Annotated in this window: 1 pseudogene; it reads left to right on the top strand. The window is 38.0% G+C overall.

Features of this window, described 5'->3' with window-relative positions:
* Positions 1 to 258 precede the first annotated feature (258 nt).
* Positions 259 to 408: pseudogene (locus AB4653_RS26150) on the top strand (flagellin B); the annotation flags it as partial.

Raw genomic sequence — 408 nt, 5'->3', positions numbered from 1 at the left:
GTTCGTTCCTCACAGTAGGGAATGACCGAGTCGGGAAATGATGATCTACTTCACGTTTTTTTTAACATTGAAAATAATACGAAAAAAAATGCATTTTTTATTAAAGCTTCTAGTTAAGGGGCCGTTAAAGGGATTGAGAGAAATGATATGTACCAATGTAAGGTGAGAGAGACACTGGTATATAAAACAAAATAACATGTGTTTTTGTGAGGTGAGAGTCACATAAGTGCATGAAAAAATGCCTAAAGGAGATCAACTATGGCGATTAATGTAAGCACAAATGTGTCTGCAATGACGGCTCAGCGCTACCTAAATAGTGCGGCTGAAGGTACTCAAAAATCAATGGAGCGTTTGTCTTCTGGCTATAAAATCAATAGCGCAAAAGATGATGCTGCAGGCCTACAAATC

This window comes from Vibrio sp. 10N.222.48.A3, assembly GCF_041475345.1.
Taxonomy (GTDB): Bacteria; Pseudomonadota; Gammaproteobacteria; order Enterobacterales; family Vibrionaceae; genus Vibrio; species Vibrio tasmaniensis_A.
This window is presented reverse-complemented; position numbering and strand designations above follow the sequence as displayed.